This window comes from Paramagnetospirillum magnetotacticum MS-1, assembly GCF_000829825.1.
Lineage (GTDB): Bacteria > Pseudomonadota > Alphaproteobacteria > Rhodospirillales > Magnetospirillaceae > Phaeospirillum > Phaeospirillum magnetotacticum.
Genome location: NZ_JXSL01000020.1, coordinates 211,656 through 238,289 on the forward strand (window position 1 = coordinate 211,656; position 26,634 = coordinate 238,289).

Here is a 26,634-nt window from a genome sequence, read left to right on the forward strand (position 1 = left end):
TCAGGAATTGGTCAATCTGCACATCCATCATGGGGTGGATGGGGGTGTTTCGTGGGGACGAATGACGGACATGGTTGACGGCGTTGGCGGCGAAGAGGACGCGGATGATGTTCCGCGCCGCCGCAAAGGCAAGGGCGGCTCGGGATTAGGCCAGCCGCAGGAGGCCTATGTCGCCTTCGCCTTCGCTGCCGCCGATCTGTTGATGGAGGCCGATCATTCGGGCCGCATCATCTTCGCCATCGGCGCCTCCATGTCCCTGGTGGGGCGTCCGGCCCGTCTGCTGGCAAGCATGACCCTTCCCGATCTGATCCGTCCCGAGGACCAGTCGCGCGCCAAAAACGCCCTCAAGCGCATGTCCAAGGGCGACCGGGTCCGCCATGTGCTGCTGCATGTCCATCTTCCGGCGGGCGGCAGCACACCGGTGGCGCTGTCGGGCTATCCCCATCCCGATCACCAGGGGCGGCTCCTGCTGGTGCTGACCCATTCGGGCACGCTGATGTCGCCGACGGTCCGCCACAAGGAAACCGGATTGCTGGGCCGCGAGGGGTTCGAGGCCCTGGCGGGAGACCTGATCAAGGAAAGCGCCAAGGACGGCGACGAATCCTATCGCATGACCTTGCTGGATCTGCCGGAACTGGCGGAACTGCGCAGCAAGGTGGGGGCCGAGGCCACCGCCGACTTCATTGCGCGCTTCACCGATTACCTGAAGCAGTGTTCGGTGGGCGGAGGCGCCGCCGCCGATCTGGGAGGCAGCAAATACGGCCTGATCCATGGACCCGAGGTCAGTGCGAGCGAGATCGAGGGCGCCATTAGCGGGCTGGCCCAACAGGTCATGGGCTCGCCCCTCAATTCGGGCTCCACTTCGGTGGCCATCGACGGCGGCGGCATTTCGGCCCAGGAAGCCACAAGCGCCCTGATCTACACCCTCAACCGCTTCACCACCGACAGCAACGCCACCATCCACGAACTGTCGGCCATGGCGCGGCCGACCCTGTCCCAGACCGTGTCCAAGATGCGGGAAGTCAAGGAGACCATCGGCAAGGGGGAGTTCCAGCTCTATTTCCAGCCCATCGTCGATCTGTGGAGCAACGCGGTCCATCACTTCGAATGCCTGGTGCGTTTCGGCGATAGCGGCAATTCGCCCTATAGCACCGTGGTTTTCGCCGAAGACACCGGACTGGTGGGGGAACTGGACTTGGCCATCTGTGCGCGCGCCATCGCTTTCATGCGCGAAGGCGTGGGCGCCGAACCCTCCTTGCGCTTCGCCGTCAATCTGTCGGGCCGCTCTCTGTCCAGTCCCAGCATGGCGGCGCGCCTGCTGCAACTGATTCACGGCGCCGCCGATCTGCGTGGGCGCTTGCTGTTCGAACTGACGGAAAGCTCGGCCATTTCCGATCTGGTGGCGGCCAATGCCGTCATTCAGGAGATTCGGGGCCGCGGCCATCCGGTGGGAATCGACGATTTCGGGGCCGGGGCGGCGGCCTTCCATTATCTGCGCGGCCTCAAGGTCGATCACGTCAAGATTGACGGGTCCTATGTGCGCGATGCGGCGGGCAAGGGCGAGTCGCTGCCTTTCCTGCGGGCCATCACCCAACTGTGCCGCGAACTGCGCGTGGCCACCATCGCCGAGCATATCGAGGACGAGGCGACCGCCAATCTGTTGCGCGTCTACAATGTCCGCTATGGCCAAGGCTATTATTTCGGCAAGCCCATGCGCCCCTCGCCCCGTCACCAGGGCGCCAGGGCGCCCTGGGCGACGGCGGTGACCCAATGGCGGAACGGATTGCTGTTCTTCGGGAATGGAACGCCCCCCGCCGCTGGCGGCTGACGGGCGGCCCGCGCCGCAAGCCGCCGAAACCGTCACGACTTGCATGTTGAATTTCACCCGGACTGGCCGTAATGAAGGCTAACCAAGGTTTAAGGGTGAAAACGTGGCCGAGTGGACGGAAAGTCTGAGCGTCGGTGTTCCGAAGCTTGATGAGCATCATCGTCATCTTTTCCATCTCCTGGATCGGATCGACGGTCTGGCCGAAGCTGGGCTGGCCCAGGATGATGTCCGTTCCGTCTTCGACGAATTGAACAACTATATCGCCTATCACTTCTCCGAGGAGGAGGCGATGATGGAGCGCGCGGGCTTTCCCTTCCTGGATCTTCACCGCCATTCCCACCAGACCATCGCCATGCGGGTTGCCGAAATGTCCGCCACCCTTTCCGTCGCCAATGTGGAGCGGGTGGTCCGGGAACTTCACGACTTCCTGGCGGGTTGGCTGGTGCACCACATCGAGATCGAGGATTTCGAATACCGTCCGTTCATGACCGGCGGTCAGTAGAGATCCTGGCCGAAAGTATCGTTTCGCACCTGCAAAAATATATTTGCATATATCCCTTTGATTGATATTTGAGGGATGTGCCTGCTATGCTTTCCGTAAAATAAAAGTAGAAATATTACAGGGAAGACGAGGAGGGTCCGATGGTGCCCCTGATTCAGGAGCATGAGACCGGTGTTGCTGGCATCGATGCTGGCAACGAGGGGCTGCGCTTCCTGCTCGGAAGGGTCTTCCAGCCGGGTGTCGAGTGCCGGCGCGGAGTCGGCGGACGCGGAGAGTGCGATTTCAGCCGCTGCACCCGCATCGAGGCCATCATGCGCTATGTGGGGCGTAATTTCGCCCATCAGGAACAGGTGATGACCGAATTTGATTATCCCGATGCGCGCCGCCATCTGGATGACCATGCCGGGCTGCTCGATCATCTGGGGGTGATGCTTCATGCCCAGGTCTGCGCCGAGAAGGACGCGGCCAAGGTTCACGACTATATTACCCATTGGGTGGCCGAGCATACCCAGGGCTGTGACCGTCCCCTGGGCCGATGGGCCGTGACGCGGCGGGTGCTGGAACCCACAAGGTAGCTCTGACCCGTTGTAACGGGGATGCCGCGCCGCTACTGTGCCGGCCATGAGCGAACCCGCCCTGCTGGCTGCCGAATCTCCTCTCGATGCCGAACAGCGCCTTGCCGCCGAGGCCGGGGCGGAATCCGTGCTGGTCCTGGCCGGTCCGGGTACCGGCAAGACCACCACCCTGGTCGGGCGCTATATCCATCTGCTGGATCTGGGGGCATTGGCCCCGCGCATTTTCGTCTCCACCTTCACATCGCGGGCCGCCCTGGAACTACGCGGCCGTATCGGAGCGCGTCTGGCGGGGCTTGGCCGGGATGTGGAGCCGGAGCGCTTTGGCCGCATGCCCATCGGCACCTTGCACGGCATGGCGCTACGGCTGCTGCAACGCCATCCGCCGCCCGGCTGTCCGCGCTTTCGGGTCTTCGACGAGCAGGCCTGTGCGCGCGTCATCGCCCACCACCGGCTTTACCTGTCCGACGACACGCGAAAGCCGACCGATGTGTTCGGCGCCTATAAGGACCGGCTGTTGAGCCCGGCGGCGGCCCTGGCCGAAGCCAAGGCCAAGAACGATTCCGATCTGCTGGAAGCGGCCGAGGCCTATGGCCGCTATCAGCAAGCCCTGGCCGGAGAGGGCGGGTTCGACTTCGGCGATCTGATCATGGAACTGGTGCGGGGGATGGAGGAGGACGAGGATTACCGGGCGCGCATCTCCGGATTTTTCGACCATCTGCTCATCGATGAGTACCAGGATATCAACCCCGCCCAGGAGCGCATGCTGCGTCTGCTGCGGGCGCAAGGGGCGCGGCTGTGGGCGGTGGGCGACGACGACCAGTGCCTTTACGCCTGGCGCTCTGCCGATCCCGCCTTCATCCTAGGGTTCGAGACGGCATGGCCCAACCCCGCCCTGTATCGTCTGTCGCGCAATTACCGCAGCACGGCGACCATCGTCGAAGCCGCCAGCGCCCTGATCGGCGCCAATCGCCGCCGCCACGCCAAGGATCAGGTGCCCCACAGCGCCTCGCGGCTGGCGCTCACCATCGCCGGGCTGGATGACGACGAGGCCGAGGCCGATTATGTATTGCGCGTGGTCCAGGGGCTGGCCGGGCGCGGCATGCCCTGGCATGAGATGGCGGTGCTCTATCGCGCCGGTCATGTGGGTTCGCGCATTCAGATCCGGCTGGCCGAGGCCGGTGTGCCCCTGGTGGTGCGCGGCTCGGGCGAGTTCTGGCAATTGGGGCCGGTTCGCCTCGTCGCCGGTCTGGCCCGTTTGCTTGCCGACCCCCAGGATATGGACGCGCGGGCCGTGCTGGGCCATGGCAAGCGCGTGGACAAACTGCTGAGCCAGGCGCCCGAGAAGATCGATACGGACGTGCCCTGGCCCGCGCTTTGCCGTCAGGTGGGGCGTCTGGTCTCGGCCACGGCCAGGCCGCCGGGGGAAGAGGGGCTGCAATGGCGCGACTTGGCCTTCACCGCCGCCGATCTGGCCGCCGAATGCGAGGGTGCCGCTGCTTTCACCGCCTTGATGGAGGAGCAGCGCCGTTCGTTGCGCCGCGCCGAAAGCGGTGGGGATGCGGTGGTCCTGTCCACCATTCACGGCGCCAAGGGGCTGGAATGGTCGGCGGTGGTGGTCGCGGGCTGCGAGGCCGATCTGATGCCCCACGAATCCTCGCCCGATCTGGAAGAGGAACGCCGCCTGATGTATGTGGCCGCTACCAGGGCCAAGCGCTGGCTGGTTCTGTCTTTCGCGGCAGAGCGCCGCAAGGCGGCCGCACCATCGCCATATATCGCCGAGATGCTGCGGGGGCTTGCCGAGGATCAGATCCGTTATCACGACCCTCAAAGCAGGGAACGCCTGCATGCCGGGCCCCCGAAACCGGCCAAGGCCGACAAGCCGCTGCGGCTCCGCCCCGAACTCAAGGCTTCCATCGGGATTCGTAAAGGCAGGGCCGTGCCCAAACGGACACGCGTCTAGCGCCTTGGACAGGGGTAGGGAGTGTTTGATTTTCCCTTGTGAACAGGGCATCCTCGCCTTGCGCTGTCCAAGGTCCGGGGGGGGAGGGGGCGAGACCCGTCCAAGTCTGGGAGGACGATGCGGAAGGCAGCCCAGGGGGCTGATCCGTTTTTTTGCTGAATTCCGGCCATACCCCGGGTGGTGGCTGGCGGTTCGGACGGATGGCGAGTGGTGAATAATCATGAAGGTCAGGGCGGACTCATGGGCGACACAAACATGACCAGAGGCGAGACCGAAGCAGCGGCACAGGGGATGGGTGCCGTCGATGCCGAGGCAAGGGAACCGGCAGCCCGTGTGGCGCCGCCACTGGCAGAGCTTCGCCCCGATCCGCGTCCCTACGGCGCCGAGACCGGGTCCACGGGAGGCAGGCCGGTACAGCTTCTGGCCCTGGCGGCCACCATCGCCTGGGTGGGCCTGAGCGCCTATTGGGCCAATACCTCCATCGGCTGGGGCAATCTGCTGTTCATGCAGCCCCAGGAGATCGGCGGCATGGTCGGCGCCGCCTTCCTGCCCTTGGCCTTTCTGTGGTTGCTGGTCGCTTATTTCGACCGGGGCCGCGAACTGCGCTCCTTGTCTTCCGAAATGCGCGAGCAGTTGTCGCGCCTGACCTACCCCGCCGACGGCGCCGAGACCCAGGTGTCGCGCATCGCCGAATCGCTGCGCGCCCAGGCCCGTGATCTCAGCCATGCCTCGGCCGAGGCCGCCACCAAGGGCGAGGCCGTGCGCGATATGATGGCGTCGCAGATCGAAGCCATGACCGGCGTGGTCGGCCGCGTCAATGACGAGGCCTCCACCGCCGTGGAGGCGCTGCGCAAGGAGGTCGACCGCCTGACCCAGGCCGCCGACAGCGCCACCGCGCGGGCCCGTGAGGTGGAGACCCTGCTGCGCATGCAGACCCAGGATCTGACCACCGTCACCGATACCTCGGCCCATCGCATCCGCGAATTCGGCGAATTGCTGCGCGGCCAGATCGAATCCATCGACAGCACCTCGGCCCGCGCCGCATCGCGCGCCGATACGGTGGCCGAGCAGGTGCGCGCCCAGGCGGAATCTCTCGATCACGTTTCCCAGGCAGCCGTTGCCCGCGCCGAGCAGGTGGTCGCCATGTTCGAACGCCAGAGCAGCCAGTTGGGCAGCTCGGCCGAACAGGCCACCACCCGCACCGAAGTGGTCGCCAATTCCCTGGCGGAACGCGTGACCGCGCTGGAAAGCCTGTTCACCCGCCAGAACACAGATCTCGATCAGGCCGCCGAGCGCCTGGCCGAGCAGACCAGCCGCATCTCGGCTTCGCTGCAGCAACAGGCCACCGGCCTCGACCAGATCACCGAGCGCGTCCTGTCGCGCGTCAAGATCGTCGAGGAGGCGCTGGGCGTGCAGTCGCGCGAACTGGGCTCGGCCTCCGATCAGGCCATGGGCCGCTTCCGCGAGATCGAGGAGACGCTGGGCCGTCACACCGAGAATCTGCGTGTCGCCGCCGACGATGCCTCCAGCCAGTTGGGCGCGGTGGGCGAAGTCTTCGTCCAGCGCCGCGACGATGTGGATGCCGCCGCCGAACGGGCCATGGCCCGGGTGCGCGAGGTGGGCGAGGCCTTCCAGAGCCAGACCCGCGCCGTCGCCGCCGCGTCGGACCAGATGACGGCGCGTGGCCGCGAGGTTTCCGAGACGCTGCGTCTTTACATCGAAGACCTCAACAAGGGCGCCGAGAAGTCCGCCGCCCAGGCCGAGAATATCCGCACCACGCTCCGGAAGCAGGCCGATGAACTGGCCGATGCCGCCAATGTGGTCTCGACCCAGTCCAAGCTGTCCGAAGCCTCGCTGAACCAGCAGTCGCGCCATCTGATCGCCACCTCGGATCAGGTGATGGCCAAGGTCAAGACCATCGCCGATACGCTGCGTCAGGGCACCAACGACCTGATCGCCACCTCGTCCAAGGTGGGCGTCGAACTGGATGCGGTGGGCGAGACGCTGCGCCAGCGCACCACCGACGTCTCCGCCGCCGCGGTCAAGGCCATCACCGATTCCGGCGGTGTCGCCGAATTGCTGGAAAAGCGTTCCGAACAGCTCCAGACCGTCTCCGACCAGCTGGGCTCGCGCGTTCGCGCCGCCACCGAGGTGCTGCGCAAGCAGACCGAACAGGTGGTGGCCACCGCCGATCAGGCCGAAGCCTCGGTCAGCGCCGTGGGCGAGACGCTGCGCGTCCAGGCCCAGGCCCTGGCCCGCGTCGCCGACGATTCCAGCGATGTGCTGAAGGCCTTTGGTTCGTCCATCCAGCAAAACGCCGTGCAATTGGGCGAGGCCGCCCAGCAGGTCTTTGCCCAGTCTCAGACGGCGGGCGACGCGCTGCGCTCCATCAGCCGCGACTTCGAGGAGGCCTCCAACAAGACCGCCGCCCAGGTCACCGCCGCCGGCGACATGCTCCGCGCCGGTATCCGCGAACTCACCGCCTCGGCGGAGCGGATCACCGCCCAGGTGCGCTCGGCCGGCGACGGTCTGCGCCGTCACGCCAGCGAGATGCAGGAAACCACCGAACGGACCGGCGCCAAGCTGGAAGCCGCCTTCGAGATGGTGCGCACCAAGTCCAACGATCTGGGCATCACCGGCGACCGTCTCTCCCAGCAGGCCGAAAGCTTCTCCAACAGCTTCTCGCGTCAGGTGGAGGAACTGGTCAACGCCTCCAAGCTGGCCGAAATCCGCGGCAGCCAGCTGGAGGAAAAGCGTGCCCAGCTTTCGGTGGAGCATTTCCTGCAGAACGCCGCCTTTATCGTCGAGAAGCTGCAATCCCTGTCGGTGGATATCGGCCGCATCTTCAACGCCAATATCGACGAGAAGGCCTGGCGCGAGTTCCATGCCGGGGATCAAAGCATCTTCGTGCGCAAGATTCTCAAGAATCTCGACAAGCACCAGATGGCGTCCATCAAGAACAAGTTCGAGGACGACGGCGACTTCCGCGAATACGTCACCCGCTATCTGGCGGAGTTCGAGGCCCTGCTCAATCAGGCCCGCAATTCCGATCACCAGGACGTGTTGACTGGCACCTTCACCTCGTCCGAGGTGGGCAAGCTGTATCTGGTTCTGGCCCGCTCCCTGGGCCGCCTGGAATAGGCTTGGCCGGACGATCAAACAAAAGCGGCGCCGGAGTGATCCGGCGCCGTTTTCGTTTGGGAGGTGATGCGGATCGGGCCATTGTCGGACCATGCATTCATGATTAAGTTGCTTGCTTCACCACGAAGGCGCGAAGGCGCGAAGGATCACGAAAAAGGATTGCCCCCCCTTCTTTTCCTCTTCTGTTGCTTTGTGCCTTTGTGGTGAAAAACCAGCCTTTATCCCAGCACCGCACGTAGTTCCGCCAGACGCCTTTCCAGCGCCTCTGGCGTATAGGGTGTCGGAGGAACCGCGCCCCAGACCGGCTTGGGCCAGGCGGGATCGTCGGTATTGCGCGCGATGACATGGACGTGCAACTGGGCCACCACATTGCCCAGCGCGGCGATATTGATGCGGTGGGGCGACACCAGTCCGCGCAGCGCCGTCGAGGCCCGCTTGATCTCTTCGAGCAGGGCATGGCCGTCCTCGAGCGACAGGTCGGTGATCTCCACCACACCGGCCCGCCGGGGCACCAGCAGCAGCCACGGATAAGTGCCGTCTTTCATCAGTAGGACGCTGCATAGCGGCCATTGGGTCACTTCAATGGTGTCGGCGGCGATTCTGGGGCTCAGTTCGAACATCGCGGGCTTCTTCACGTTGCGTCGGGTGTGGTGTTCAAGGTATCAGGAAGCGCCGCTTTCGAAAGGGTCATTTCCCATGCGCCGCAATCGGACCAATCCGATCCACACTCTGTTCGTCAGTTTGGGCCTGCTGCTGCTTGCCCTGGTGGTGGGGGTCGGTGGTCTGGAACTGGTGGCCGGTTGGGTGGTGAAGATGATCCACCACAAGCGCCCGGCCTTTGCCGCCAATCTGTCCGACGACGATCTGAAGAAGCTCTATAATTCCGAGGATGTGGCGCCCTATCGCCAGATCATCGAGGATAGCTGGCGCCAGTTCGACACGGTCTACACCCCCTTCGTGGAATACCGCACGGCTGCGTCCGAGGGGAAATATCTGAACATCACCGAAGACGGCATCCGGGCCAATGGTCCCGGACAGCCCGATCCCAGGTCCGAAGGCCCCAAGGTCTTCGTGTTCGGCGGCTCGACCACCCTGGGCGCTGGGGTCGGCGATGAGGAAACCATACCCGCCTATATGGAAAAGGCGCTGGCGGCGTCCGGCCGGGGCGAGGTTAAGGTATTCAATTTCGGTACCGTCTCTTACCACTCCACCCAGGAACGCATTGCCCTGGAGCGGCTACTGACCCAGGGGATCAAGCCCGATGTGGCGGTGTTCATCGACGGCGATGCCGATTTCTATCACTGCGCCATTCCCGACAGCAGCGCCTGGAACGAGCGCCTGTCCCAACTGACCCGGCTGCGTTCACGCCAGCCCTTATGGCGCGAGCTTTCCGCCCGTTCCCATGTGCTGGAACTGATCCGCCATCTGGCGGGGGACAAATCGGTTCTGGTGCGCGAATGGGGCCGGTTCTGCGAGAATGACGCCGAGGTCGATGCGGTGATCCGCCGTCTCGACACCAACCGCCGCCTGATCGACGCCATGGCCGAACGGATGGGGTTCAAGGTTCTGTTCGTGCAGCAGCCGGTTCCCACCTATGCCTATGACAACCGCAAGCGCCCCTTCCCCGTGAAGGAAGAAGCCATGGGCTATCACATGAACGCCGCGCGCGGTTATCCGCGTCTGGCCGAGATGAGGGCGGCGGGGCAGTTGTGGGACAAGGGCGTGTTGTGGCTGGCCGAACTGGAGCCCGTGGACGGCAATGCCTATATCGACGCGGTGCACTATTCCCCGGCCTTCAACAAGGGGATCGGCGACAGGATCGCCGCCGTGCTGGGCGAAAGCGGAACGCTGCCTTCCCGTCCATGATCGAAGGGCATAACCCTGGGTAGGTTTTCGCGGCGCGGTGTATCCGCAACATAATTCATGGCGCAGGCGCATCGGTGGTCTGCGATTCCTTTTGTTGCACGGGCCGCCCCAGGCGGACAAAATACGGCCAATCATTGGGGCGGGAGCCTCGGGACGCGGGATCGTTCCGAGGGGGCGTCAAACAAGAACAAGGTCTGGGAGGACGCATGGTTTCGGCTAAGCCGGGCAATGCTGCAACGGTATCCGCGGGGACGGCCGGTGCGTGGGACGACACCGCTTTCCGTTGGGACGAGGCGCAGACCGAACTGACGGGGGCGCCGGATGGCTCCTTGAATATCGGCTCCATCTGCGCCGACCGTCAGGTCGCGCTCGGTCGGGGCGGGAATGTGGCCGTCCGCTGGCTGGGCCGCCGTCTCGAACGGCGTGACGTCACCTATGGCGAATTGGCCGAGCAATCCGGGCGGTTCGCCCGCGTCCTGGCCGATCTGGGGCTGCAACCGGGCGAGACCGTGGCCGTGCTTCTGGGCCGCGTTCCCGAGCTTTTCTCCGCCGCATTGGGCATCTGGAAGGCGGGTGGAGTCTATTGTCCGCTTTTCGCCGCTTTCGGTCCCGGTCCCATCAAGGCCCGACTGGAATTGGGCAAGGCTGCGATCCTCGTCACCTCAGACGAGCTTTACGCCCGCAAGGTCGCCGCGTCGCGCTCGGGCCTGCCGCAATTGCGCCAAGTCCTGCTGGTCGGCGAAAGCGGTTCCGCCGGAGACGGATGCGCTGTACTGCGCGACCTGCTGGATGCGGCCCAGCCCATGGCGGCGGCCGCCACCGCCCCCGAGGCTCCGGCCTTCCTGCATTTCACCAGCGGAACCACCGGGACGCCCAAAGGCGTGCTGCACCCCCATCGGGCGGTGCTGGCCCATCTGGTCACCGGACGCAAGGTGTTCGGCCTGAGCGAATCCGACGTGTTCTGGTGCACCGCCGATCCGGGCTGGGTGACCAGCACATCCTACGGCATCATCGCTCCGCTGACCTGCGGGGCCACCCTGATCGCCGACGAGGCGGAACTGGATCCCCGGCGCTGGTACGGCATCTTGCATGACGAGAAGGTGACCGCCTGGTACACCACGCCGACCGCCATCCGCACCATGATGCGCTATGGCGCCGCCCTGGCCCGCTCCTACCGCGAGAATGCATTGCGCGTCGCGGCCAGTGTGGGCGAGCCCCTCAATGCCGAAGCCGTCATGTGGGGGCAGAAGGCGCTGGGCGTGCCTTTCCTCGATACCTGGTGGCAGACAGAGACCGGGGCCATCACCATCGCCAACGGTCCCGGCACCGGTCGGCGGCCGGGCAGCATGGGCCGTCCCCTGCCGGGGGTGGACGTCTCGATCATGCGCTGCGAGGGCGGCGCGGCCAAGCCGGTGGACGGCGCCGAGGCGGTGGGCGAACTGGCGATCCGTACCTGTTGGCCTTCCATGTTCTCGGGCGCGCTGGGCGAAGAGACCCGCTACGGCGATTCCTTCCGTGAAGGCTGGTATTTCACCGGCGATCTGGTCAAGCGCGACAAGGACGGATTTATCTGGTTCGTGGGCCGGGCCGACGACATGATCAAATGCGGCGGATTGCAGATCGGCCCCTTCGAGGTGGAAAGCAGCCTGATGGACCATCCGGCGGTGGCCGAGATCGGTGTGGTGGGCAAGCCCGACATGCTGGTGCGCGAAGTGCCGGTGGCGTTCATCTCGGTCAATCCGGGCTTCGAGGCGGGTGACGCGCTGCGTGCCGAACTTCTGTCCTATGCCCGCCAGGAACTCGGCGCGAGCATGGCGCCCCGCGAAATCCATTTTGTCGAGGAACTGCCCAAGACCAATTCGGGAAAGATCATGCGCCGGGTGCTCAAGGCCAAGGCCGTGGGGGAACCGGATAGCGGGGATATCCTCAATACCCTGCCGCCCTGCCCGGGGCGTTACGACGACGAGTGAGCGAAAAAGCGGGGCCGAAAGGCCCCGTTCCGTTTTCAGGCCTGGGGTTTAGAGCATGATGCAATCACATTGAAGCATGCTGTTGAGCCCGAGCGGCGTTTGAACCCAGAAAAAGCGGAGCTTTTTCCGCCTCAGGCCTAGCTAGACCGTTCGCGTATCGACGCGAAACGATCTAGCCCCGCTTGCCGCAGGGGCATCCGCCCGATCCGCCGCCACAGCCGCCCTTGCTCTCATCCACCAGTTCGCGAACCGTGGAGACGCACTTGCCGCAACGCGGTTTGGAGTCGAAATGGCGGAAGACTGCCTGCGGGCTGCCAGCTCCCTCGACGACGGCGGCGCGGACCTGACGGTCGGTGAAGCCGTGGCAGAGACAGACATACATCGGGTGCCTCCTGAGTGGAGAAGAGTACGATTATGATAATCAGTCGCAACTATAATGACAACAGAAATTTTAGGTGTTCAGGCCACCAGGCGGCATGAAGCCGATCAAGGACCAACGAGGGGCGGGGATGCCGATTCGCCGCCACGGATGGGCGCGGAAAATGATATTTCCATAACCACATCCTGCGGCTGGCTGGAGAGGGATGGCCGGGACCTGCCGCGTGGTGTAGGTTTTGACCTCGGGCGGTTCGAGCCGCAGTCACGAGGAATTCGCCACCATGACCCTGGAACAGGGCCTGGCTTTCACCATTCTGGGCGCCACCATCGTGATGTTCGCGCTCGACAAGCTGCGTTACGATCTGGTGGCGCTGCTGTCGTTGTCGGCGGGTATTCTGGTGGGCCTTGTGCCGCCCGATCGGGCCTTTCACGGCTTTTCCGATCCGGTGGTGGTGGTGGTGGCCGCCGCCCTGGTGGTCAGCGCCGGAATCGAGCGTTCCGGCATCATCGAGCTTCTGATGAAGCCACTCTCGGCGTTGAAATCCCCCGATGCCCTGATCTGCGCCCTGGTGGCGCTGGTCATGGTCCTGTCGGCCTTCATGAAGAATATCGGCGCCCTGGCCATCTTCATTCCGCTGTCCATCCGGCTGGCGCGGTCGAGCGGCATTCCGGTCTCGCAGATCCTGATGCCGCTCAGCTTCGCCTCGCTGCTGGGCGGCGTGATGACCCTGATCGGCACCTCGCCCAACATCATCGTGTCCAGGGTGCGGATGGACCTGACGGGCAAGGCCTTCACCATGTTCGATTTCACCCCCGTCGGTCTGGGCATCTGTCTGGCGGGCATCGGCTTCCTGACCTTCGCCTGGCGGGTCCTGCCCCGCGATCGCCAGGGCAGTTCCAGCGGCAAGGGCTTTCGCATCGAGGATTATCTGGCCGAGGTGCGCATCGAGGCCCATTCGCCGCTGATCGGCGCTACGGTGACCGATCTCGAGCAATTGTTCTCGGGCGGCGCCGTGACGGTGGCGGCCATCATCCGCGACCAGGGCCACCGCTATGTTCCCGGCGGGCATTGGGAGTTCTCGCAAAGCGACGTCCTGGTACTGGAAGGCGATCCCATGGCCTTGAAGCCGCTGCTGGATTCAGCCGGATTGGTGCTGATGGGCGGCGGCGGCCTGGGCGGCGAGGACACCACGGTGATGGAGGCGGTGGTGATGCCCAATTCCGCCTTGGTCGGCAGCACGGCGGCCAAAAGTGCCATGCGGCGGCGTTATGGCATCGCCCTGCTGGCCATCAGCCGGGGCGGACGCCACATGATCGAGCGGCTGCGCCAGACCGAGTTCATGGCGGGCGACGTGCTGGTGGTGGAAGGCAATGGCGAGGCCATGCCCGGCACATTGGCGCAACTGGGCTGTCTGCCCTTGGGGCAAAAGGCCATGCCCATTGCCCGCAAGCGGGCATGGCTGCCGGTGGGAATCGCCTTTGCCGCCATGATGTCGGTGGCCGTCGGCGTGATGCCGGTGGCGCCCGCCTTCTTTCTGGCGGCGGTGGCTATGGTCCTCTCGGGATGTCTGCCCCTGCGCGACGCTTACGAGGCCATTCACTGGCCTATCATCATCTTGCTGGGCGCTCTGATCCCCATCAGCGATTCCATGAAGAGTACGGGGGCGTCCGATCTGCTGGCCGGATGGCTGGCCCTGGCGGCGGCGCAGGTGCCGGTGCCCATGGCGCTGGGGCTGGTGCTGCTGGCCTCCATGCTGCTGGCGCCCTTTCTGCACCATGCGGCCACCGTGTTGCTCATGGGGCCGGTGGCGGCGGGGATGGCGGTCAAGATGGGCCTGGCCGTCGACCCCTTCCTGATGGCGGTGGCCCTGGGGGCGGCCAGCGACTTCCTCACCCCCATCGGGCATCAGTGCAACACGCTGGTGATGGGCGTGGGAGGCTATCGTTTCGGCGATTACTGGCGGCTGGGTTTGCCTCTCAGCGTCATCGTCTTAGTCTCGGGAACCTTGCTGATCCTGACCTTCTGGCCGATTTAATTTGACTTGTGCAGTGCGAAAGCGCAGGGTCCGCCGGTCCGGACGATTCGCGTCCGGCTTGCTCGCGGGCTGCGCGCAAACGGCTGGTCCCTTTGATGGATCGCCTTTCGCCCCGAGCCTTCTTTTCCTTGCCCATAGCTTCCTGGCCGCGCGTCCGGGAGGAGCCCGACGGAAAAGCCGCATCCCGCGTCCTTTCCGTCCCGCCGTCCGTCCCCGCCCAGTGTGGGTGCGCGGGATGACGGTTCGTTGATGAAAGAGACCTGATGACCGTTCTGTTTTCCGAACTCGGCCTGGCCGAACCCCTGTTGAAGGCGCTTGAGGCCGAAGGCTACACCACGCCGACCCCCATTCAGGAACAAAGCATTCCCCATCTGCTGCAGGGTAGCGACGTTCTGGGCCTGGCCCAGACCGGCACCGGCAAGACCGCCAGCTTCGCCCTGCCGCTGCTCCAGCGCCTGGACCAGTTCAAGAAGCGCGCCATGCCCAAGAGCTGCCGCATCCTGGTGCTCACCCCCACCCGCGAACTGGCGGTGCAGGTGGGTCAGAGCTTCAAGACCTATGGCTGCCATTACCGTCTGCGCCACGCTTTGGTGTTCGGCGGCGTCGGCATGGTGCCGCAGATCAAGACCATGGCGGGCGGCGTCGATGTGCTGGTGGCCACGCCCGGCCGACTGCTCGACCTGATCGACCAGGGCGCCATCCGCCTGGATTCGGTCGAGGCGCTGGTCCTCGACGAGGCCGACCGCATGCTCGACATGGGCTTCATCCAGCCCATCCGCAAGATCGTCGCCATGGTGCCCAAGCAGCGCCAGACCGTTCTGTTCTCGGCCACCATGCCCGATTCCATCGTCGGCCTGGCCAATTCCGTGCTGCACACGCCGGTGCGTGTCGAGGTGACCCCGGTCTCCTCCACCGTGGACAAGATCGACCAGAAGGTTCTGTTCGTCGACCGCGAGCATAAGCGCACCTTGCTGACCGATATCCTGGGCGGTGCCGATGTGGTCCGCGCCCTGGTCTTCACCCGCACCAAGCACGGCGCCAACCGCGTGGTCGAACTGCTGGAGAAGGCCGGTATCGATGCCGACGCCATCCACGGCAACAAGAGCCAGGGCGCCCGCCAGAAGGCTCTGTCCGACTTCCGCGACGGCAAGATCAAGGCGCTGGTCGCCACCGATATCGCGGCGCGCGGCATCGATGTGGACGGCATCACTCACGTGATCAATTTCGAGCTGCCCAACGAGCCGGAAAGCTATGTCCACCGCATCGGCCGCACCGCGCGCGCCGGGGCTTCGGGCATCGCGCTGTCTCTGTGCGACGGTGACGAGGTCGCTTATCTGCGCGACATCGAAAAGACCATCCGTCAGGCGATCCCCGTGGATTACGAGCAGCCCTACCATGCCGCCCATATCGCCACCCGTGGCCTGCCCGGCGGTCCTCGCGCCACCAAGCCGCCGCAGTCCCATCGCGGCGGCGGCGGCAAGAGCGGCCATCCCCAGCTGAGCCGTGGCGGCAATCCCCATGGCGAGCATGGAACTCACCCGGCCAAGGGCCGTGATGGCGCCAAGCACACCCATGCGGGCAAGCCGTCTTCGGGCAAGCCCTCCTCGGGCCGTCCGGCGGGCAAGCCCGGTGGCGCCCGTCCCCAGGGCGGCTTCAAGGGCATGCCTGGCGGTGGCCGTAGCGCCTCCGCTCGGGGATAGTTCTTATCCTGCATCGTCGTCCCGGCCTTGAGCCGGGACCCAGGAGTCGTGTCCCCTGGATCCCGGATAGCGCTTGCGCGCTTCCGGGATGACGAGGTGGGGAATCGCTATTCCAACACCATCTTCGCCAGACGCGGCGCGTTGACGCTGACCGGCAATTCGCCGCCTTGGATCTCGGCCAGGGTGAACCAGCCGACGGCCTCGGCATCGTCGGCGGCCACGGCTTCGCCCTCGGGCGCCAGACAGCGCACCACGTTCAAGACGTAGTGATAGCGGATGCGGCCCTCATGGTCGGGGCTGATGACTTCGAACACATCGACGACGCCCTGGGCCTCGGCCGCCAGTCCGGTTTCCTCCGCCAGTTCGCGCAGCGCGGCGGCGGCCAGGGTTTCGCCCACCTCCACCAATCCGCCGGGAAAGCCCCATTTGCCGCGATCGGGCTCCTTGGCCCGCTTGACCATCAGCAGGCGGCCCTGGCGTTCCACCAGGGCCAGGACGCCGGGCAGGGGGTGGATGGGGTATTCTCGCGGCATGAAACCTCTCTTTTTGTCATGGCCGACTGGCGTCCATGTCACGACCGGACGGCTTGCCACCGATGTAAGGCGGTCCTAGTATGAACGCCTTGAATGTTTGTTGTGGTCAAGTGGGCCGACGGGGTTTTCATGGGGTTGGCCATCTTGCGGTCACCGGGCCTTACAGCCGGTATGATTTCCAAGCCGCGCGAGCGCATCGCCGTGCGGATGGGATTGCTTTTTGCCGCGCTGGCCGCCTGTCTCGCCGCCATCATGGCCCTCGCCGTATGGAGCCTGTGGCCTGACGGGGGCGACCGCAGCATTGGCTGGCTTCTTGCCGGTCTGGTGCCGCTGCTCGTCGGCCTGTCCTTCGGGCTCGGCATGGCCATCGGTCAGGGGGTGGATCGCCGTCTGGCCCGCCTCGACGGCCCGCGGCCTGCGGGTGGCGGTGAGTGGTGGAACGATCCTCTCGGGCTTGATGGCGCCCTTGCCGATCTGCTGGGGCAGTTTCAAAGCACTGTGCGTGAGGTGGAGCAGCGCGGCCGGTCCCTGATCGCCGATGTGGAACGCGTGGCCCAGTTGGGGTTGGCAGAGCGCGACCTGACCACGGATACCGGCATTTGGTCCGACGAATTCCACGCCATTCTCGGCCTGACGCCGGGCGGCTGCGTGCCCAGTCATGCGGCCTTTCTCGAAGTGGTTCACCCCGGAGACCGCGCCGAGGTCGATGAGATCTTGCGGGCGGTCTGCGCCGAGGGCGGGCGGCGCGAGGCCGATTTCCGCATCCTGCGTTCCGATGGCGAGATTCGCATGCTGCACGGCAGCATGATGGTGTCCTGCGATGCGGCGGGACGGCCTGTGAGGGCGGATTCCACCATCCAGGACATCACCGAGCGCAAGCATCTGGAAAACGAGCTGGACGGGCTGATCCGCGAACTCTGGCGATCCAACGAGGAGTTGGAGCAGTTCGCCTATGTGGCCTCCCATGATTTGCGCCAGCCCCTGCGTGTTGTGGGCAGCTATGTCTCGCTGCTGGAAGAGGAACTGGTGGGCAGCCTGGGCGGCGAGTCCCTGGAATATATGGGCTTCGTCCGCGACGGCGTGCGGCGCATGGACCGGCTGATCACCGATCTTCTGGCCTATTCGCGGGTGGGGCGCGTGGGCGGAGACGCTCCTTTTCCCGTGGCGGAGGCGGTGGAATCCGCCCTTTCAGACCTCCAGATCGAAATCGAGGATTCCGGCGCCGTGGTCAGCGTGACCTCAACCCTGCCCACCCTTTACGGGGACCGGGGCGAGATGGAGAGGCTGTTTGGCAATCTCATCGGCAATGCCCTGAAATACCGCCGTCCCGACGAGGCCCCCCGTGTCTCGGTGGAATGCGAGGATTTGGGAGGCGAGTGGCTGTTTCGGGTTCGCGACAATGGCATCGGTATTCCGCCCGAACATGCCGAGCGGGTGTTCGGCATCTTTCAGCGCCTGCATGCCCGCGATGAATACGAGGGAACCGGAGTCGGTCTGGCCATCGTGAAGAAGATCGTCGATCGCCATGGCGGCAGTGCCCGGGTGGAGCCCCAGGATGGCCCCGGAACCGTTTTGGCTTTCAACTGGCCCAAGGGGCCGCGCCAGGGCGAGGCCGAAGGCTGAGACTTGCGCCAAGGGTTGAATTAAGACAGGCTTTGTCGCGGGGTTTTATCATTAGGGCGGTGACGTGGCGTCCAAGGAAATTCACGACATCTTGCTGGTGGAAGACGATCTGGGCGATGCGGGTCTGGTCCGCATAGCGCTCCGGCGTTCGCGCCATGTCTGCCGCCTCCATCACGTCAAGGATGGCGGCGAGGCCATGGAATTCCTGCGCCAGGGCAAGGGACACGCTCAGGCGCCGCGCCCCGACTTGATTCTGCTCGATCTCAACCTGCCCGGACGCAATGGCCACGAAATCCTCGAAGATATCCGGGCCGATACCGCCTTGTGTTCCATTCCCGTGGTGATGCTCTCCACTTCGGGGGCGGAACGCGACGTCAGGAAGGCCTACGCCCTTGGCGCCAGCAGTTATGTGTCCAAGCCGATGGATGTTGAGGCCTTTACCGCCGCCATCCATTCCATCGAGGATTTCTGGTTCGGCACGGCGCAACTGCCGCCATGAGTGTCGTTCCCATCCGGGTCCTGCTGCTCGAGGACGATCCGGCCGACGCCCGTCTGGTCGGCCAGATGCTGCGCCGGGTCAAGACCACACCCTTCGAAGTGACGGTGGCCGGACGGCTGGCCCAGGCGCTGGAGCGCCTGTCGGACGAGACTCAGCATTTCGACGTGGTTCTGGCCGATCTGGGCGTTCCCGATTCTTCCGGTATCGGCACCCTGAATGCGCTTACCCAAGCGGCGCCCCGTCTGCCGGTGGTGGTGCTGACCGGCAATGACGACGATACGATCGCGCTGGAGGCCTTGAAGCGCGGCGCCCAGGACTATCTGGTCAAGGGTCTGGGCGATGCCTTCATCCTGTCGCGGGTGGTGCGCTATGCCATCGAGCGCAAGATGGGCGAGGAGGTGCTGCGCGAGGCCCGCGACAGCGCCGAACAGGCGGCGCGCGCCAAATCGGTGTTCCTGGCCATGATGGGTCACGAGATCCGCACGCCCCTGAACGGGGTTTTGGGCATGGCGCGACTGCTGCTGGAGACGGATCTGGACCCGCGGCAGAAATCGTTCACCGAAACCCTGGTGTCGTCGGGGGAATTGCTGCTGGGTCTGGTCAACGACATCCTGGACTTTTCGCGTCTGGACGCGGAAGGCATGACTTTGGCGGTCGAGCCCTTCGATGTGCTTGATACCGTCGAGGAGGTTCGCCTCGTTCTCACCTCGCGCGTGGCCGAAAAGGATCTGACGCTTACCACCCGTTTCGGAACAGGAGTCCGCCGTGTGGTGGCGGGCGACCGGCTGCGCCTGCGGCAGATCCTGTTCAATCTGGTGGGCAATGCCATCAAGTTCACCGACCACGGAGGAATCGAGATCTCCGTCGAGCCCCTGGCCGTCGAGCGGGGGCAGGTTCTGCGCTTCCTGATCAAGGATACCGGCATCGGCATCGGGCCGGAAATCGGGGCCCGTCTCTTTACCGAGTTCTGGCAAGGCGACAGCGGCGCGGCGCGGCGCTTCGACGGTGCCGGTCTGGGGCTGGCCATCTGCAAGCGCCTGACCGATCTCATGGGTGGTGAGATCGGCTATGACAGCCTGCCGGGCCAGGGAACCACCTTTCGCGTCGACCTTCCGTTGCCGCCTTCCGAAGCGCCTTCGGCGGAACCGGGTAAGGGGGTGGAACGGCCCTGCCGCGTCCTGCTGGTGGACGACAACGAGGTCAATCGCGAGGTGGCGGCAGGATTGCTGGAACGGCGCGGCCATCAGGTGGTCTGCGCGCGAGACGGCCTGGAAGGGGTGGCGGCGGCGGCCCGGGGCGGATTCGACCTGATCTTGCTGGATATGCGCATGCCGGGCATGGACGGCATCGAGACCGCGCGGGCCATTCGCGCCCTGCCTGGCGCGGCGGCCAAGGTGCCCATTTACCTGCTGACCGCCAATCCGGTGAAAGAGGACGAAGCCCGCTGGCGCGAGGCTGGCATTCTCGGCTGCCTCGCCAAGCCGTTCCGGTTCGAACATATCGGCCGGTTGCTGGCAGGGCTTGGAGAAGAGAACCGCCCGCCAGCCTCTCCCGATCCCGATCTGGTGGAGGTGGCGGGACTGCTGTCCGACTTGGGCGATCTGGGGCGTGACCGCATGGTTGGGCTGGTGGAATTGTTCCGCTCGTCGTCTTCGGCCGATCTGGCGGCGCTTCGGACCCATGCCAAGGCCGGGCGGCTGGCTGAGGCGGGGCAATTGGCGCACCGCATGGCCAGCGCCGCATCCAGCCTTCATCTGGGGCCTCTGGCCGCCAAATGCCGGGCGGTGGAGGATGCGACACGGGCCGATGATCCAAGAACCGATGCCCAGGCCGAGGAATTGGCCGATCTGTGGACGCGATCCCTGGCGGCGGTGGGACGGGTTCTGGATCTTTAGGCCATTGACTATATGCCCAAGGTATGTAACTCTCAGGCATGTGACTTGGGCTTCCGCTCTCGGCGGGCCCCTATGCAGCATCAGACCTTCGTGAAGAAGGCGTAACGCAGACTGTCGCGGATGAAGAAATCGCATCCGCGGCATTCTTTTTTTTCGGGCCGCACATCGGCGACGGCGCAGGCCCGGCCGGTCCAATAGCTGCAATCGCGGCATTCGCGCCGCTGGGGCTTTTCTCCCGACATGCCGGTCTCCTGTCCTGTGGCGGTCGGAGAATAGCGCCGGATGGCGACGGTAGCGTGACGGCCTCGTGACCGTTTCGCGATGGGATATCGCAGTGATTACGGTTTGGCCGCGGCTTCCAGTTCGAACACCACAGCAACCTGCAGCGCCACCATGTCGCCAGACTTCCACTCGCCTTGGCCCACTCCGAAATCGGTGCGGATCAGGTCAAGGCGTCCCTTGGCGTGAGCCAGGCCCCCCTTGATGTCGAGGGAGAAGGGGAGGGTCACGCTTTTGCCCATGCCCCGGATGGTCAGGGTGCCGGGCGCCTCGAAGGCGTTGGCCCCCTTGGGCTTGAAGCCGGAAGCCTCGAAGCGGGCCTTGGGGAAGGTCTTGGCGTCGAACCAGTCGGCTCCGGGCAGCGACTGGTCCTTCTGGGCGTCGCCGGTCTGGGCGCTGGACATGTCGATCTCGACGGCGACCTTGGCGCTGGCCGGATTGGCCGGATCGAAGTCGATCTTGGCGCTCCAGCGGGTGAACTTGCCCTCGAAGGGGCTGCCGCCCTGGCTGCCGATGAAGCCGAGACGGCTTTTGCCGGTGTCGACGTTCCATTCGGCGGCGGCGGCACAATTGCTCCACAAGGCGGCGGCCATCAGGCAGACGCAGGCGTATCGTTTCATTTTTCTCTCCCAAAACGGGGCAGCATGCGGGCGAGAACCTGATCGCGCAGCACGAAATGATGGCGCAAGGCGGCGGTCACATGGCCCACCAGGGTGGCGATCAGGACCCAGGCGCCGACCAGATGGGTTCCCTTGGCCAAGGTGTTGAGATCGCGCGGCAGGGGCAGATGGGGCAGTCCCACCATGCCGAAGATCACGGTGGGAATGTTGTAGGGCGAGGTGGACACAACCACCCAGCCCGCCAGGGGCAGGCCCAGCATCAGACCATAGAGCGCCCAATGCCCGGCATGGGCCACCAGACGCTCGGCCTTTCCCATCGTGTCGGGCAAGGGCGGCGGGCGATGGCCCAGGCGCCAGCCCAGGCGCAGCACCGCCAGACCGAAGACCAGCACGCCCACCGATTTGTGCAGTTGGTAGAGCTTGAATTGCTCGGGCGAGCCCGGCCTTTGCCCAATCATGACAAAGCCAAGGACGAGAAGGACGATGATGGCCGCCGCCATGAGCCAGTGCAGGCCCATGGCGACACCGTCATAGCGGTCGCGCGACGTCACGGCGAAACCACGCCTACTGCCGGATGAATTCGGCACTGATGGTCAGCGTCACCTCGTCGCCCACATTGGGGGCGTAGCGGCCGACGCCGAAATCACTGCGCTTGATCAGACCTTTGGCGCTGAAGCCCACCACGTATTTCTGATTCATGGGATGCACACCACCGGCATTGAAGGTGGTGTCGAGAACCACCGGGCGGGTGATTCCGTGCACGGTCAGATTGCCGGTGATCTTGCCGGTGGTGGGGCCGGTCACTTCCACCGAGGTGCTTTTGAACGTAGCGGTGGGGAAGGTGGCCACATCGAAGAAATCGGGCGACTTCAGATGGGTTTCGAATTTCGGAACATTGGCGTGGATGCCGTCCATGTTGATGGTCACATCGACGGCGCTGTGGGCCGGAGTCTTGGGGTCGAAATTCAGCTTGGCGTCGAAATCGGTGAACTGGCCATAGGAGGTGGACAGGCCAAAATGGGAAAACGAGAAAATGATCTTGGCGTGGCTCTTGTCGACCATGAACTGGCCGCCCTCGAGCTTGGCCGGATCGGAGCTGATTTCAGCCCTGGCAGGGGCGGCAATGGCGATGGCGGCGGCAAACAGAACAGCGGTTGCGAGCTTCATGGGAGACCTCGTCGATGGAGTCAAAGGGACAGAGCAGGAAGACAGGGGCGGCCGTACCGCAGGTCTTGCATATGGTGCGGTCTCCGACCGGCTGCCAGATGCCGAAATTCGGGTGTCGCGCGAAACGAAGCTCAGTCTATCCCCAGTGGCCGAGGCGACAATCCCCGGAGTCTTCAACAGATTGTTTCCTGGCAACGGACAGTGCCGTTACGCGGTGACGGCGCTTGACGCATACCGCCCCGAGGCTCCCTAATTCGGGCCGGGCGAGTTCCCGCCAGTCATCGTTTTTCCGAGGCCATCGTGCTGTCGACACCCATCTCCAGCGATCTCTATCAGACTCTGCTCTCGACCATGGCCGAAGGGGTGATCGTCCAGGATTCAGGCCATCGCATCGTCTATGCCAACGCCGCCGCTTCGGCCATTCTTGGCCAAAGCCCGGAAGATCTGATCGGCAAGACCTGCAATGTGGAGGATTGGGACGCCACCCATTCCGACGGCACGCTTTTGCTCGGCGAGGATCACCCGGCCGCCGTAGCGCTGCGGACCCGCAAGCCCGCGGGCCCCATGGTGATGGGCATCCTCCGGCGAGGCGAACGGGTATGGCTGCGGCTGCAGGCCCAACCCATTGCCATGGAGCCGGGGCATTTCGATGCGGCGCTGGTCACTTTCACCGAGATTTCCGACCTGATCGACTCCAAGGTCCGCCTGGAGGAGGCGTTATGGAGCCTGGAGCAGGCCCATGCCGCCCGACGATCCCTCAACGAACGCCTGGCGGAATTCCTGGGACGTCAGTTGGACGTATCGCTGGAAAGCCAGGCCGAGACCGAGCAGCGGTTTCGTCTGGCCATGGAACTGGGCACCTCGGTGGCCTTCACCCTGGATCTGGACCTGCGCTATACCTGGGCTCATTCCTGTCAGATTGGCTTTGGCGATGCGGATCTGATCGGCAAGACCGAATACGAGATCTTCTCGCGGGAAACAGCCGACATGCTGTGCGCCATCTATCGCAGCGTGATCGAGACCGGTGTCTCGGTACGGCGCGACGTGCAGGTGCAAAGCCTGGGCATGAGCAGGCTGCAATATTTCGACCTCATCGTCCGGCGGCTCTATGACGCGCGGGGCGAAACCGTAGGGCTGATCTGCGCCGCCATCGACATCACCGAGCGTAAGCAGACCGAGATGGAACTGCGTCTGGCCAAGGAAATCGCGGAAAAGGCCTCGGCCTCCAAATCGCGCTTCCTGGCCGCCGCCAGTCACGACCTCAGCCAGCCCATGCAGGCCTTGCAGATGTACTGCGCCATCCTGGCCGACCGTCAACCGGAACCGGGCATCAAGGCCAAGCAATGCGCCAATCAGCTCTCGCGACAGCTCAAGGCATTGCTCAGCATGTCGCGCCTGGATACCGGGGGAATGACCGTGACCCGCGGGCGCATCAATCTGGGAGAACTGCTCGACCAGGTGGCGGCGGCCAGCCGTCCCACCGCCGAGGAAAAGGGACTGAAGCTTCGCGTGATCAAAACCGCGCTGGTTTGCGAAAGCGATGCTACCTTGCTGGAGCGCCTGTTGGGCAATCTGGTGTCCAATGCCGTGCGCTATACCGAAAAGGGCGGAGTCGTGGTGGGGTGCCGCCGTCATAAGGGCCGCATCCGCATCGAGGTCTGGGACAGCGGGATCGGCATTGCCGAGGAAAACCTGCCCCTTATCTTCGAGGAACTCTACCAGTTGAACAACCCGACCCGCCGTGCCGATGAAGGGTTGGGTCTTGGCCTGGCCATCGTCGATAGAATTGCCGGAATTCTGGGGGTTACCGTCACCGTCCGCTCCGTCTTCGGACGGGGCTCGGTGTTTACCGCCCAATTGCCGCCGTCACATGGTGTTTGACCTCCTCGCAGCAGTGGATATTATGCGCGCCGGGAGCGGCTTGATCACCCGGGCCGGGATTCCACGGGTTGGAGGTTTTGTACTATGAGGCGTCGTCTGCTTTCCGTGGCGGCGGCCATGACCGTTTCGATGGTCTCGGCCTGCGCCACGCTGCCCGAGGATCCCGAGGAGCGCGCCGAGGCGCTGGCCGTCAACGATCCCGTCGAGCCCGCCAATCGGGCCATCTACGACGTCAACATGTTCTTCGACTCCAATCTGGCTGAACCGGTGGCCCAGACCTATCGGGACGTAGCGCCGGATTGGCTGCGCCAGGCGATCCATAATCTTCTGGCCAATATGCAAGAGCCCTACACCGCCGGTAACGATCTGCTGCAAGGCAATCCGGCGGCGGCTGCGGATGCGCTGGGCCGATTCTTCATCAATTCCACCTTCGGCTTGCTGGGGACCCAGGACGTGGTCGCCGAGAGTGGCGGGGCCAGGCGTCACTCCACCGATCTGGGCATCACCTTGGCTGTCTGGGGGGTCGATGAAGGCCCCTATCTGATGCTGCCGTTCTTTGGGCCCTCCAATTTGCGCGATGGCTCGGCCCGCGTGGCCGATTATTTCGCCGACCCCATGGGCCGGGTCTTCTCGGGCCGGGGCCTGGGGGTGATCAACGACGTCAATACCGGTGTCGATGTTCTCGACACCAGGACCGAGCATCTTGATACCTTGAAGGAAATCAAGCGCACCTCCATCGACGAGTATGCCGCCATCCGCAGCCTCTACCGTCAGTTCCGAACCGGCGCCGTCAATGCGTCGCTCAACGGTCAGAAGGATACCCGCGCTCCGGTTCCGGGACAGGCCGCGACGGCGCCCACCCCGGCAGCTACCACGACTGACGCCGCCCCCGCCGCAGCGGCCGAAGGGCAGGCTGGCATCGCGCCGAAGGCCGACACGGTCAAGCCCAGCGCCGTGGAGTTCGTCGAGCCCAAGAAATAAGGGCGGCTTGCCGGTCTTTGGAAAAATGTGGGGGCTGACCGCGAGGTCAGCCCCCATTCCAATTGAGGCTAGGCTTGGATCAGGAATTGTCCTCGGTGCCAAACCAGCGGACCTGCATGTCGCCATAGGTGCCGTCTTCCCTCAGGCGCAGCAGTTCCTCGTTGACCCGCTTGCGCAGCGTGCTGTTCTGCTTGAAGGCGATGCCGTATTTTTCCTCGCGGAAGGTGGGACCCGCCAGTTTCATGCGGCCGCGGCCATCGTGAGAGGCGAAATAGCGCAGAACGGGGCTGTCATAGACCACCGCCGACGTCTTTCCCGATTCGGTCGAAGCGATGGCTTCCGCCACCGTGGGGAAGACCAGGGTATCGACCCGCAGGGTCGCCAGATACTTGGCGGCCGTGCTGCCTTCCACCGAGGCGACGGTCTTGCCGATGAGGTCCGAGGGTGACGAGATGCCGCTCTTCAACTGCTGAACCGTCAGCATGGAGGTGGCATAGGCGGTGAAGTAGGCGACGAAGACCAGACCCACATAGATCCCGATCACGGCCACCACACGGCTGGCCCGCCGCGTGGGCATGGGATCGGCCTGGCCGCCCATCAGGGTCGCCACCCAATAGGCGGCGAGAACGATTCCGGGATAGTACGAGCGGTGCACGGGCAGGTCGCTTTCGCCCCGGCGTTCGATGAACCAGATGAGATGGGCGGGGATCATCACCAGGATAAAGCCCAATCCCATGGCTGGCAGCAATTGCGTCGACCACTGGATCACGATGTCCATGAAGGACTGATGCTGCGCTCCGACCTGGACCAGAATGGCCAGGCCGGAATCGTACATGGGATGGGAAAAGTCGAACTGCGCCTCGCGCTGGGCGGTGATGGAAATGGCCGAGATGGCCAGATCGGCCTTTCCGTCCCTCACCGTACTCAGAAGTTCGGTCACATTGGGACGGACCACGTATTCGGTGGTGACTCCGATGCGCTCGGCGATGCGTTCCCACAGCTCGATGCTGAAGCCGTTGAGCTTGCCCCGCTCGTCCATGACGAAAGGCGGCAGGACGCGGGTGGCCACGCGGACCACTTCGCCGGTCTTGGGCACGGAGGCGTCGCCGTCGGCGGCCCAGGCATCTGCCAAGGGAAGCGCGGCCACAAGGACGGCCGCAAGGACGGCCAGAATTGCGAAAAACCTGGACATGATCCAAC

Annotated in this window: 22 protein-coding genes; 14 read left to right on the plus strand and 8 right to left on the minus strand. The window is 64.6% G+C overall.

Annotated elements, in window-relative coordinates; translation table 11 throughout:
* The first annotated feature begins 61 nt into the window (after positions 1-61).
* The 5 genes from CCC_RS03415 (at position 62) to CCC_RS03435 (ending at position 8,006) form a co-directional block, all read left to right on the plus strand.
* Positions 62-1,828, plus strand: coding sequence for an EAL domain-containing protein (locus CCC_RS03415; protein ID WP_009868379.1), 1,767 nt, complete (start codon positions 62-64; stop codon positions 1,826-1,828).
* A gap of 103 nt (positions 1,829-1,931) precedes the next feature.
* On the plus strand, positions 1,932-2,330 hold the full coding sequence (locus tag CCC_RS03420; protein ID WP_009868378.1) for a bacteriohemerythrin: 399 nt from the start codon (positions 1,932-1,934) through the stop codon (positions 2,328-2,330).
* A 140-nt stretch (positions 2,331-2,470) separates the two neighbouring features.
* Positions 2,471-2,905 (plus strand): bacteriohemerythrin, encoded by a 435-nt coding sequence (locus CCC_RS03425; RefSeq protein ID WP_041039791.1) that lies wholly within the window; start codon positions 2,471-2,473, stop codon positions 2,903-2,905.
* A gap of 46 nt (positions 2,906-2,951) precedes the next feature.
* Positions 2,952-4,865, plus strand: a complete 1,914-nt coding sequence (locus CCC_RS03430) for an ATP-dependent helicase (RefSeq protein WP_041039793.1) — start codon at positions 2,952-2,954, stop codon at positions 4,863-4,865.
* A 240-nt stretch (positions 4,866-5,105) separates the two neighbouring features.
* Complete coding sequence (locus tag CCC_RS03435; protein WP_041039796.1) at positions 5,106-8,006, plus strand: coiled-coil domain-containing protein; 2,901 nt, start codon at positions 5,106-5,108, stop codon at positions 8,004-8,006.
* A gap of 218 nt (positions 8,007-8,224) precedes the next feature.
* Here CCC_RS03435 and CCC_RS03440 read toward each other — a convergent pair whose 3' ends face one another.
* Positions 8,225-8,626, minus strand: a complete 402-nt coding sequence (locus CCC_RS03440; protein ID WP_041039798.1) for an HIT family protein — start codon at positions 8,624-8,626, stop codon at positions 8,225-8,227.
* A gap of 76 nt (positions 8,627-8,702) precedes the next feature.
* On the opposite strand from CCC_RS03440, the gene CCC_RS03445 reads away from it, so the two are divergent.
* Together CCC_RS03445 and CCC_RS03450 are read left to right on the plus strand one after the other, a co-directional pair.
* Entirely contained in the window at positions 8,703-9,872 is a 1,170-nt protein-coding gene (locus CCC_RS03445; protein WP_041039800.1) for an SGNH/GDSL hydrolase family protein, read from the plus strand.
* Between the two features lie 206 nt (positions 9,873-10,078).
* A complete protein-coding gene (locus tag CCC_RS03450) occupies positions 10,079-11,842 on the plus strand; it encodes an AMP-binding protein (protein WP_009868085.1) in 1,764 nt (587 codons plus the stop codon).
* 172 nt (positions 11,843-12,014) lie between these two features.
* Here CCC_RS03450 and CCC_RS03455 read toward each other — a convergent pair whose 3' ends face one another.
* Positions 12,015-12,224, minus strand: coding sequence for a (2Fe-2S)-binding protein (locus CCC_RS03455; protein ID WP_009868084.1), 210 nt, complete (start codon positions 12,222-12,224; stop codon positions 12,015-12,017).
* Between the two features lie 277 nt (positions 12,225-12,501).
* On the opposite strand from CCC_RS03455, the gene CCC_RS03460 reads away from it, so the two are divergent.
* Positions 12,502-14,256 (plus strand): SLC13 family permease, encoded by a 1,755-nt coding sequence (locus CCC_RS03460; protein WP_041040032.1) that lies wholly within the window; start codon positions 12,502-12,504, stop codon positions 14,254-14,256.
* Between the two features lie 263 nt (positions 14,257-14,519).
* Complete coding sequence (locus tag CCC_RS03465; RefSeq protein ID WP_041039802.1) at positions 14,520-15,956, plus strand: DEAD/DEAH box helicase; 1,437 nt, start codon at positions 14,520-14,522, stop codon at positions 15,954-15,956.
* Between the two features lie 107 nt (positions 15,957-16,063).
* Here the strand turns inward: CCC_RS03465 and CCC_RS03470 are convergent, their stop codons facing one another.
* On the minus strand, positions 16,064-16,489 hold the full coding sequence (locus tag CCC_RS03470; RefSeq protein ID WP_041039804.1) for an NUDIX hydrolase: 426 nt from the start codon (positions 16,487-16,489) through the stop codon (positions 16,064-16,066).
* Between the two features lie 93 nt (positions 16,490-16,582).
* Between CCC_RS03470 and CCC_RS03475 the strand changes: the two genes are divergently transcribed.
* The 3 genes from CCC_RS03475 to CCC_RS03485 all read left to right on the plus strand — a co-directional run bounded on the left by CCC_RS03475 (position 16,583) and on the right by CCC_RS03485 (position 20,506).
* Positions 16,583-18,112 (plus strand): sensor histidine kinase, encoded by a 1,530-nt coding sequence (locus CCC_RS03475; RefSeq protein ID WP_236686291.1) that lies wholly within the window; start codon positions 16,583-16,585, stop codon positions 18,110-18,112.
* A 64-nt stretch (positions 18,113-18,176) separates the two neighbouring features.
* Positions 18,177-18,611, plus strand: a complete 435-nt coding sequence (locus CCC_RS03480; RefSeq protein WP_009867340.1) for a response regulator — start codon at positions 18,177-18,179, stop codon at positions 18,609-18,611.
* Complete coding sequence (locus CCC_RS03485; RefSeq protein WP_041039806.1) at positions 18,608-20,506, plus strand: hybrid sensor histidine kinase/response regulator; 1,899 nt, start codon at positions 18,608-18,610, stop codon at positions 20,504-20,506. The genes CCC_RS03480 and CCC_RS03485 overlap by 4 nt, the downstream gene beginning before the upstream one ends.
* Before the next feature lie 80 nt (positions 20,507-20,586).
* Here the strand turns inward: CCC_RS03485 and CCC_RS22385 are convergent, their stop codons facing one another.
* The 4 genes from CCC_RS22385 to CCC_RS03500 all read right to left on the minus strand — a co-directional run bounded on the left by CCC_RS22385 (position 20,587) and on the right by CCC_RS03500 (position 22,572).
* Complete coding sequence (locus tag CCC_RS22385; RefSeq protein WP_160295507.1) at positions 20,587-20,748, minus strand: hypothetical protein; 162 nt, start codon at positions 20,746-20,748, stop codon at positions 20,587-20,589.
* Between the two features lie 96 nt (positions 20,749-20,844).
* A complete protein-coding gene (locus CCC_RS03490; RefSeq protein ID WP_052472924.1) occupies positions 20,845-21,405 on the minus strand; it encodes a YceI family protein in 561 nt (186 codons plus the stop codon).
* Entirely contained in the window at positions 21,402-21,956 is a 555-nt protein-coding gene (locus tag CCC_RS03495; RefSeq protein WP_009867212.1) for a cytochrome b, read from the minus strand. Before CCC_RS03495 ends, CCC_RS03490 begins: the two co-directional genes overlap by 4 nt.
* A 13-nt stretch (positions 21,957-21,969) precedes the next feature.
* Positions 21,970-22,572, minus strand: a complete 603-nt coding sequence (locus CCC_RS03500) for a YceI family protein (RefSeq protein WP_009867211.1) — start codon at positions 22,570-22,572, stop codon at positions 21,970-21,972.
* A gap of 300 nt (positions 22,573-22,872) precedes the next feature.
* On the opposite strand from CCC_RS03500, the gene CCC_RS03505 reads away from it, so the two are divergent.
* Complete coding sequence (locus CCC_RS03505) at positions 22,873-24,453, plus strand: PAS domain-containing sensor histidine kinase (protein ID WP_009867210.1); 1,581 nt, start codon at positions 22,873-22,875, stop codon at positions 24,451-24,453.
* 84 nt (positions 24,454-24,537) lie between these two features.
* Complete coding sequence (locus tag CCC_RS03510) at positions 24,538-25,434, plus strand: MlaA family lipoprotein (RefSeq protein ID WP_041039808.1); 897 nt, start codon at positions 24,538-24,540, stop codon at positions 25,432-25,434.
* A 79-nt stretch (positions 25,435-25,513) separates the two neighbouring features.
* Here the strand turns inward: CCC_RS03510 and CCC_RS03515 are convergent, their stop codons facing one another.
* Entirely contained in the window at positions 25,514-26,626 is a 1,113-nt protein-coding gene (locus tag CCC_RS03515; RefSeq protein ID WP_041039810.1) for a transporter substrate-binding domain-containing protein, read from the minus strand.
* Positions 26,627-26,634 lie beyond the last annotated feature (8 nt).

Excerpts from the sequence above, each read along its gene's own strand:
- CCC_RS03500 (WP_009867211.1), bottom strand. The coding sequence starts at position 22,572 with ATGAAGCTCGCAACCGCTGTTCTGTTTGCCGCCGCCATCGCCATTGCC.
- CCC_RS03435 (WP_041039796.1), top strand. The coding sequence starts at position 5,106 with ATGGGCGACACAAACATGACCAGAGGCGAGACCGAAGCAGCGGCACAG.
- CCC_RS03515 (WP_041039810.1), bottom strand. The coding sequence starts at position 26,626 with ATGTCCAGGTTTTTCGCAATTCTGGCCGTCCTTGCGGCCGTCCTTGTG.
- CCC_RS22385 (WP_160295507.1), bottom strand. The coding sequence starts at position 20,748 with ATGTCGGGAGAAAAGCCCCAGCGGCGCGAATGCCGCGATTGCAGCTAT.
- CCC_RS03490 (WP_052472924.1), bottom strand. The coding sequence starts at position 21,405 with ATGAAACGATACGCCTGCGTCTGCCTGATGGCCGCCGCCTTGTGGAGC.
- CCC_RS03440 (WP_041039798.1), bottom strand. The coding sequence starts at position 8,626 with ATGTTCGAACTGAGCCCCAGAATCGCCGCCGACACCATTGAAGTGACC.
- CCC_RS03470 (WP_041039804.1), bottom strand. The coding sequence starts at position 16,489 with ATGCCGCGAGAATACCCCATCCACCCCCTGCCCGGCGTCCTGGCCCTG.
- CCC_RS03510 (WP_041039808.1), top strand. The coding sequence starts at position 24,538 with ATGAGGCGTCGTCTGCTTTCCGTGGCGGCGGCCATGACCGTTTCGATG.
- CCC_RS03475 (WP_236686291.1), top strand. The coding sequence starts at position 16,583 with ATGTTTGTTGTGGTCAAGTGGGCCGACGGGGTTTTCATGGGGTTGGCC.
- CCC_RS03460 (WP_041040032.1), top strand. The coding sequence starts at position 12,502 with ATGACCCTGGAACAGGGCCTGGCTTTCACCATTCTGGGCGCCACCATC.
- CCC_RS03450 (WP_009868085.1), top strand. The coding sequence starts at position 10,079 with ATGGTTTCGGCTAAGCCGGGCAATGCTGCAACGGTATCCGCGGGGACG.
- CCC_RS03485 (WP_041039806.1), top strand. The coding sequence starts at position 18,608 with ATGAGTGTCGTTCCCATCCGGGTCCTGCTGCTCGAGGACGATCCGGCC.
- CCC_RS03445 (WP_041039800.1), top strand. The coding sequence starts at position 8,703 with ATGCGCCGCAATCGGACCAATCCGATCCACACTCTGTTCGTCAGTTTG.
- CCC_RS03465 (WP_041039802.1), top strand. The coding sequence starts at position 14,520 with ATGACCGTTCTGTTTTCCGAACTCGGCCTGGCCGAACCCCTGTTGAAG.
- CCC_RS03425 (WP_041039791.1), top strand. The coding sequence starts at position 2,471 with ATGGTGCCCCTGATTCAGGAGCATGAGACCGGTGTTGCTGGCATCGAT.
- CCC_RS03455 (WP_009868084.1), bottom strand. The coding sequence starts at position 12,224 with ATGTATGTCTGTCTCTGCCACGGCTTCACCGACCGTCAGGTCCGCGCC.
- CCC_RS03430 (WP_041039793.1), top strand. The coding sequence starts at position 2,952 with ATGAGCGAACCCGCCCTGCTGGCTGCCGAATCTCCTCTCGATGCCGAA.
- CCC_RS03415 (WP_009868379.1), top strand. The coding sequence starts at position 62 with ATGACGGACATGGTTGACGGCGTTGGCGGCGAAGAGGACGCGGATGAT.